3 protein-coding genes are annotated in these 9137 nt (G+C 33.9%); all 3 read left to right on the top strand.

Annotated elements, in window-relative coordinates; all coding sequences use genetic code 11:
• The first annotated feature begins 382 nt into the window (after positions 1-382).
• Positions 383-1183, top strand: a complete 801-nt coding sequence (locus IJQ68_RS04095; RefSeq protein ID WP_292797293.1) for a DUF4013 domain-containing protein — start codon at positions 383-385, stop codon at positions 1181-1183.
• A gap of 102 nt (positions 1184-1285) precedes the next feature.
• Positions 1286-3571, top strand: a complete 2286-nt coding sequence (locus tag IJQ68_RS04090; RefSeq protein ID WP_292797291.1) for a hypothetical protein — start codon at positions 1286-1288, stop codon at positions 3569-3571.
• Positions 3572-3830: 259 nt separating this feature from the next.
• The coding region (locus tag IJQ68_RS04085) for an Ig-like domain-containing protein (protein WP_292797289.1) at positions 3831-9137 on the top strand (5307 nt) is incomplete at its 3' end.

Below are 9137 nucleotides of genomic sequence, written 5' to 3'. Positions count from 1 at the left end.
TAAATAGAAGAAATTCATATTTATTTTTTAAAATTTAAGTGGCGAAAAAGTCGTAATTTCCACTATGGGGGCGAGAAATCAAGTAAAATTAGAAAAATAAGAAAATTAATGATTTATGGAGTAATGAGTATTCCTCTTAATAATAAAGTCCAGTTAACTCTTAGTTAATTATAAATATTATGCGATTTCAATTATTACATGACGAAGTTAAATATTGACTTTGTCAAAATTCCATAATATGCTGATGATTCTCCAATATTGCGATTTTTTGTTGTAATATTGGCATTAGCATTCTAAAAATACCTATGTAATTTATATACTACTTATTTTAAACAATATTAATGTACTCGTTTTTGAGTAATAAAATTGAAGGTGTATAAATATGGAATTTGGCGAAATCTTTAGAGATGCTTTAAAATATCCAATATCCGATTATAAGGCTCTGTTAATTGTTGGTGTATTTATTTTATTATCTGCTCTCGTTTTTGTACTTGCACAATTCGGAGTTGATAACTCAACATTTACTTTGGTGTGGAGCATAATAACAATATTAATTTCATTTCTTTTATCAGGTTATGCACTTAGTGTTTTGAAAAATGGAATTGAATTGGATGATGAAATTCCTGTATTTGACTGGGTTAAAAACTTTGTTGATGGAATAAAATTATTTGTTGTATCATTTGTTTATATGCTTATTCCAACCATCATTTGCGGTATTATTGGATTCGTATCTATCATGCCGGCACTTTCTGAAATGTTTTCAAGTGAAAAATTAGCTAGAATAGGTCCTAATGCTGATGTAACTGTTATCTTCAGCACAGTACCATCAAGCGTATGGGATTCCTTATTCGCTGGAATTGCAATTACAGCTATCATTGCATTAATCCTATTCATCATATTCGGTCTTTTCCAAACAATTGCTCAATGCAGATTAGCCAAATATGATTCATTAGGTGAAGCATTCAGCTTTGGTGAAATATTTTCAGACATGAAAGAAATCGGTATTTTAAGATTGATTGCATTTTTAATTGTTTTATGGCTTATAGCATGCGTAATTGGACTCATCGGTGCTTTAATTACAGCTATTCCTTATGTTGGAATTATTATTACTGCATTAGTTGTTTATCCATTTATCCTGTTATATTCAAACAGAGCATTAGGTTTATTATATTCAGATGTTTAAACCTAATCCTTTTTTTCTTTTTTTAACTACTTTTAAATATCATTAGTTTTATAAATTTTTATCAATGATACTATTTTTTCATATTGTATTTGGAGGAAAATCATGATAAAAAATAAGAAATTGCTGATATTTGCATTGTTTGTATTCGCAATATGTATGATAATGCCTATAGCATCAGCAAACAATGACACGATATACGTCTCATGCGACGGCGATGACAGCGGGGACGGAAGCATCTCACATCCCTATTATAACATCACAAAAGCCTTGGATGAAGTGGGAGATGATAAAAATACCATAATTTTAAAGAACGGAACATATGCTCAGGGAAAAATAAATATAACTAAATCAGTCACGATACTTGGTGAAGGTTCATCAGTGCTTGACGGAAAATACGAATCAATCATTTTTAATGTAAATAATACGAACGCTAACGTGAATTTAATTAATCTGACTTTCATCAATGCATATTCAACATCATTCGGAGCAGCAGTGGTCAACAATGCCAATCTCTATGTTGAAAATTCAGTTTTCATAAACAATTCGGCACGTTCCGCAGCCGCAATCGACAACAGCGGAAATATGGTTGTGAAGGACTGCCTATTTATAGCCAATGACGCATTCGGAAGAGACGGTGGAGCCGTTTCCAATGTAGCTAATGCGACTATTATCAACTCAACATTCATAAACAACACCGCTGCCAGAAACGGCGGTGCAGTCAAAGGACAGGGAAACCGGTTCTCCATTATAAACTCAACCTTCATCCGAAATTCCGCACTTGGAAATGACAACTACGGTGGAGCGATTTATGTCTGGGCATCAAAGCTTGAAATCATAAACTCAACCTTCAGAGGCAATGAGGGAGGCTACGGAGGAGCAATATTTATCGGCGGCGGAAACATGGTAAGTACCGGACTGAACGTCACAAAATCAACATTCGAATCCAACAAGGCAATCATGGGTGATGATCTGGAAATCGAAGAGGGTGTAGCCAACATATCATACTGCAAACTCCTTGATGACAGCTGCGTTTTAAAAACCGGCCAGGTTGATTTGAACAATAACTGGTGGGGTACAAACAGTCCGGGATGGGATGATATCGTAACATGCCCTAAACCTGCAGTTTATGGAGTATTGAAGATAATCAATGACAATAACATCTTAAAAACCGCCCTTTACTGGGTAAACACTACAGATGTTGCATCACAAATTCCAAATCTTTTTGGAAAAATCGAAATAAACTCAACAGCTGAAGATGTTGAATTGAATAAGGAATATGTGTTCGATTTGTGCAATATGACAGTTATTTTAGATAATGAAATTCAAAGCTTTACTATACAGTCCGATGTCAAAACGCAGATAACAGCAGACGATATAGAAATGTACTATCATGACGGAACAAGATTTGAGGCTTATCTGAAAGATGAGTCAGGTAATCCCCTGATAAATCAGAGTGTTGAAATTTCAATTAATGACGTGGCCTACAACAGGACCACCGATGCAAGCGGAAAGGCTTCAATCGCCATAAACCTCAACTCAGGAAAATACGACGTTAAAGTTACATATAACTCCCAGCTTGAACATTACTTAAGCTCAAATGCAACCGCTGCCATCACTGTTTTACCAACGGTAAACGGAAGCGATGTGGTTAAAGTATTCAGAAACACAACACAGTACTATGCAACATTCAGGGACACATCCGGAAAGTATCTTGAAAACGGAAGTGAAGTGAAATTCAACATCAACGGAGTGATTTATGTTAGAAGCGTTTCACAAAACGGCCTTGCCCACTTAAACATAAATCTCAATCAGGGAAGCTACATAATAACCGCAACAAACCCTGTCACAGGCGAAATGTCATCAAACAACATAACAGTTCTTCCGAAAATTACCAAAAACAGTGATCTGGTTAAATACTTCAGAAACGATTCCCAATATTACGTTCAGCTCATAGGTGATGACGGAAATCCTGTCGGTGCCGGTGAAAACGTGACATTCAATATCAACGGAGTGATGTATGTGCGCACAACCGATGAAAACGGATTTGCCAAACTAAACATTAACCTGGCCCCGGGCAAATACGTGATAACGGCAATGTATGGCGGAAATATGGTGTCCAACAACATCACAGTTCTTCCAATACTGAACGCCAGCGATATTTCAATGTCATATCGTGACGGAACCCAGTTCAAGGCCACTCTGTTGGACGGTCAGGGCAATCCGTATTCCGGTCAGAACGTGACTTTCAATGTTAATGGAGTGTTCTATGACCGCCTGACTGATGATGATGGTCTTGCAAAGCTGAATATTAATTTATTGCCTGGAAAATATATCATTACTTCGACATATAATAATTTAAATATTGCTAATACAATTACAATTAATTAGTGATATTTTAATCCTTTTTTTTATTTTTTTCTTTTCTTTATTAATATAGTTACATATCCTTTATTTTATTATTTATAGTAATTTTTTTATTTATTTTTAAATAATTACTAAATTTTATTCTTTTTTTTATATATTTTCATAGTTTTTTAATGTATTAATTAATTTCATAAATATTATATATAATTGACTAATATACATAAAAGTGTTATGAATTAATTTTCATTTCGTATTTATTATTTTTATGGAGGAAATAAAAATTATGTCGTTAAAATTAAATAAGCACGTAATGCTGATATTTATGGTATTATTGATGCTTTTATTGATTCCAATGTCATTTGCAAGTGATGTGGATGATGATGGAAGTGTAATTGGCTCTGCGGATGATGCAGTTGTAGCTTCATCTGTGGATGATGCGAATGCCACTGTGTCTGCAACTGCGGATACTAGTGATGTGTTAAGTGAATCTGGGGACGTTTATGTAGATATAACTGCTCCTGATGGTGGAACAGGTAGTGATACTGCTCCGTACAATAAAATTGCCGATGCATTAGCTAATAGTGCAGATGGTGCTACTATTCATATTGCTAGTGGAACTTATCTTGAATCTGGTTTGTCTATTACTAAGAATGTTACAATAATTGGTTCTGGTATGGATGATGTGATTATTGATGCTCAGGGTAGTGGTCGTATTTTTGAAGTTACTGAATCCAATATTGGAATTTCTATTTCTAGTTTAACTTTAGAAAATGGTAAAGTTTCTGGAACTGGAACTTCTGATCCAAATTATTATGGTGGGGCTATTAAAGTGGGTACTGGTATTACTTCATTTGTTATTGTAAATTTAACATTATCTGATGTGAAATTTATGAATAATAAAGCTCCAGCAGGAGGTGCTATTTATATAAATAGAGGTAAATCTTCTGGTTATCCATTAAATAATTTGTCTATTGATGGTTGTGAGTTTATTGAGAATGTTGCTACTAATCATGCTGGAGCAATTTATACATTAGCTAATACAAAAATTACAGATTCTATATTTATTAATAATAAATTAGAAAATCCTGCTGCTGCGACTAGTTCTACTTCTAGTTATTATGGTGGTGCTGTAAGAGTGGATAATTTTTATATGAGTACTTCACCTAATGTTGCTAATTTAGAGATAACTGGTTGTGTTTTTGAAAATAATTCTGCTACTGGTAAAGGTGGAGCTTTATATATTAATACAGGTAAAAGTACATCTACTACAGCTTTAATTAATTATAATGCTTTTATTAATAATACTGCTAAATATAATACTGGTTCTAGCAGTAATTTAAAAAGTAATAATGATACTGGTATTTCTGCAGGTTCTAATAAAAATATTGATTTAAATAATAATTGGTGGGGTTATAATGATGTGGATTTGACTAAGGAAATTTCTTCTTCATTCCCTCAACCTACAATATATGCTAAATTTAATTTAACTGCTAATCCTACTGAAATTTCTGGTAGTGAAACTTCTGATATTGTTACTGCTTTTGTTTGGAGTGATGGAAATACAGCAGATATTGATAAATTGCCTGTTAGGGCTGTTAAATTAACTACTAATGGTACTTTAACTGAAACTGATGGTGATGTTGGTTTGACTTCTGTATTTTCTGCTGATGCTGACGGAACTTATGTTGTTAATGCAACCGTAGACAACCAAAAATCAAGCGTAACTATTACTAGAGAAACTAATTTAATTGACTCTGAGTTAACTGTAAACCCGACTAGTGCTACAATTGAAATTGGTGATACTTATAATCTTGCGGCTAATGTTAGTGTTGTTTCTGGTGCTGGTGTAACTTACAGCAGTAATGATACTAATGTTGCTTCTGTTGATTCTAATACTGGTCTTATCACTGCTGTTGGTGAAGGTACTGCTAATATTACTGTGACTGCAGGTGATGGACAAACTTATGCTGTTGAAACTAAAAACTTCATTGTAACTGTTTCTAAAATAACTACTTCAATCAACATTGTTGAGGATGCAATCTCATTAAATGTAAATGATAAACAAGATGTTGGTGCTAGTTTGGATCCTGCTGCTGCAGGTGCTTTAACTTTCTCTTCGAATAATGATTCTGTTGCAAAAGTTGAAGATGGTAAGATTGTTGCTTATGCTAAAGGTAATGCAGTTATTACTGTTTCCTATGGTGGAGATAATAAATATGCTGCTGCTGAAGATAAAACTATCAGTGTTACTGTTAATCTAAATGATGCTTCAGTCAGTGCTGAAAATATTAATGTCGATATTGATGAAAATAAAAACATTGTCGCAACAATTGTTCCTGGTGATAAAGATTTAACTGTATCTTATAGCGGATTTGATGAAGAATTCATTTCTGTCAGTGATGCTGGTGTAGTAACTGGTATTAAAGAAGGTTCTACTACTGTAACTCTTACTATTAATGGTAATGGCGTTTATGCTGACAACACTACATCAATTACTGTTACTGTTTCCAAAATAGCAACTACTATTGAGATTGCTAATCCAACAGTTTCCTTAAAAGTTGAAGAAAGTGTTGATGTTGGTGCTAGTTTGAATCCTGCTGCTGCAGGTGCTTTAACTTTCTCTTCGAATAATGATTCTGTTGCAAAAGTTGAAGATGGTAAGATTGTTGCTTATGCTAAAGGTAATGCAGTTATTACTGTTTCCTATGGAGGATATGATAAATATGCTGCTGCTGAAGATAAAACCATTGATGTTTCTGTTGCTTTAGCTGATGCATCAGTTAGTGCAAGTGATGTTGCTGTTGATGTTCATGGAACAACAACCATTACTCCTACAATTAATCCAGTTGGCATTGGTGTAACTTACGAAAGTGCAAATCCTGAAATCGCAACTGTTGATGAAAATACTGGTTTAGTAACCGGTATTAAAGGAGGAAACACAACTATTACAATTAAAACTGTTGAAGATGGAATTCATGCTATCAACTCAACTGTTATTAATGTGACAGTTAATAAGCTTCATACTGAAATTGTTTGTGAAGACATTTCTGTTGAAGTTGGTAAAACAGTATGGGTTGGATATACTTGGGATATTGACATTCAGCATGATGGCAGTTCAATCGTAGATACCATTAATTATGATATTGATAATGATACTGTTATTAGTTATGATGGTAGTGACTTCAAAGCTTTAAAAGCAGGTACCACAACCATTAATGCATCATATGCTGGTGATGATACTTATGAAGCTTCTTATAAAATCATCAATGTTGAAGTAAAATTGGCTGAAGTAACTTTTTATGGTACTGGTGATATTGATGTCTATGTAAATTATACAGCTGAGGTTGCTACTTCTGTAACTCCTTTAGCTGCTTTAGATACATTAAAATATGAAATTGATGATGAATCAGTTGCTATTTATAATGAAACTACTGGTTTGATTCAGGGTGTTTCTGCAGGTACTGTAAAGCTTACTGTAACTGCTGGTGATGATGTTACTTATGCTGTAAAATCAGTGGACGTGACTGTAAATGTTAAAGCTCCTGCTGATGGTTATTACATAACAACTCCAAGCGATAACAAAGTGGATTATGTTGCAGGAAGCAATAAGAATATCAGTTTCACTGTTGACTATGATATTAAATATCCTGATGATATGGAATGGTCTGGTTCAGAACCAATGTATATTTATATTGATGGAACAAAATATCAACTCAGTTCAACCTGGAACCAATCTGTTTCATTTGATTTCAAAGCCATATATGATGATATGAGTTGGTATGGATATGATGATGTAAGCGGAACTTATGAAGCTTACTTTGCACCTGATGTGGATGCGTTAGAATATGCTATGGACAGTAAAAACCATACATTCAACAAATTCACATTGAATATTGTAAATGAAATTATCAAAACTAACTTAACTGTTGGTCCTAGTGAATTAGATTTAACTGTTGGTGGTAGCGATTCTATTGTTGCTACTGTTGAACCGGGTGATTTGGCTCCTACTTTCTCATCTGATAATGAATCTGTTGTGACTGTTGATGCTGAAGGTAATGTTGTTGCTGTTGGTGCTGGTAGTGCTATTATTACTGTCACTGCTGGTGATGGTGTCACTTATGCTGTAAACACTACTACTGTTGCTGTGTCTGTAAATAAAAAAGAGACTAATTTGGCTGTTGAACCTGTTGAATTAAATTTAATTGTAGGTGGTAGCGAAACTATTACTGCAACTGTTACTCCTAACGAAGCGGGTGCTGCCATATTCAAATCAAGCAACGAATCAGTTGTAACCGTTGATGATGATGGTGTTGTAACTGCTGTTGGTGCAGGCAATGCAATCATTACAGTCACTGCTGGAGATAATGAAACTTATGCAATTAATGAAACTACTGTTCCTGTTTCTGTCATTAAGGATTTAGGAGACACAATATTTGTTTCAAATTCAACAGGTAATGATAATTCTGGTGATGGATCTGAAAGTGCTCCTTACGCTACACTTTCAAAAGCATTAACTGAAGTATCTGATTCAAGAAACAAAATTGTTATATTGGAAGGTGCTTACAGTACTGCATCATCTTATGCCATAACTAAATCAGTATCAATTACTGGTAGAGGAAATGTATCTTTAACTAAATCAAAAGGTGGATTATTCTTTGAAATAAGAACTAATGGTGTTGAATTTAGTTTATCCAATGTCACAATTGAAAATATTAGTGCTGGCAATAATGCTAATGGATATGTAGTCTATGCAAGCACTGATTCTAATGATGCTACTGATGCTATTTCAGTAACTATTGATAACTGTACTATCAGAAACAATAATGCATCATCTGGAATTAATCGTATGCTTTACGGATATCATGCTAATTTAACTGTTCTTCACAGTAATATTATAGACAATCATGCTGGATCTAACTTGGTTTATGTTGGTCAAGCTTCACTGATTATGAATTATAATAATATCCTTGATAATACTGCAACTGCTAATTTGTTCTCAGGATTAAATCCTAAAGGAAATATTAATTATAACTTCTGGGGTACACAAGAAAAACCTTCTCTTGGTGATAGAATACCTACCTTTGATAATTGGGTAGTTGTTGACGCATCTATTGATAATGAAATAGTTCCTGTTGGCAATAATTACAATTTAGACTTCGAATTCAAATCAACTACTGACGGCTCTACTTTAACTGCATTAGATGATGTAATGCCTTCAATTAGTTTTGATTTAACTTCTGACTTAGAAAACACTTTAGGTGATTCAACCATTACAATGACTGACAATAAAGCAACTACAACATACGCTGCAGATAATACTGGAAATGAAGTAATTAATGTTAGTTATACAGATGTTGTAGGGGATTTAACATTTGAAGTTATCCCTAAAGCTGCTGTTTATGTGGTTACTCCTAATGAGACTGTGGTTAATTATACTCTTGGTGAGGATTATAGTATTGATTTCGTTGCTGAGTTTGATGATATTGATTTCGATTATTATGCTTCTATTGGTTATTATGTTGATGGTGAGTATGTTGAGATCTTGGATATTGAGGCTGGTGAGAAGTCATTTACTGTTAATTTGAAGGAT

The sequence above is a fragment of the Methanobrevibacter sp. genome, from assembly GCF_017447225.1.
Taxonomy (GTDB): Archaea; Methanobacteriota; Methanobacteria; order Methanobacteriales; family Methanobacteriaceae; genus Methanocatella.
This window is presented reverse-complemented; position numbering and strand designations above follow the sequence as displayed.

Bases quoted from the DNA above. Each gene is read 5' to 3' on its own strand.
- IJQ68_RS04095 (WP_292797293.1), top strand. From the start codon at position 383: ATGGAATTTGGCGAAATCTTTAGAGATGCTTTAAAATATCCAATATCC.
- IJQ68_RS04090 (WP_292797291.1), top strand. From the start codon at position 1,286: ATGATAAAAAATAAGAAATTGCTGATATTTGCATTGTTTGTATTCGCA.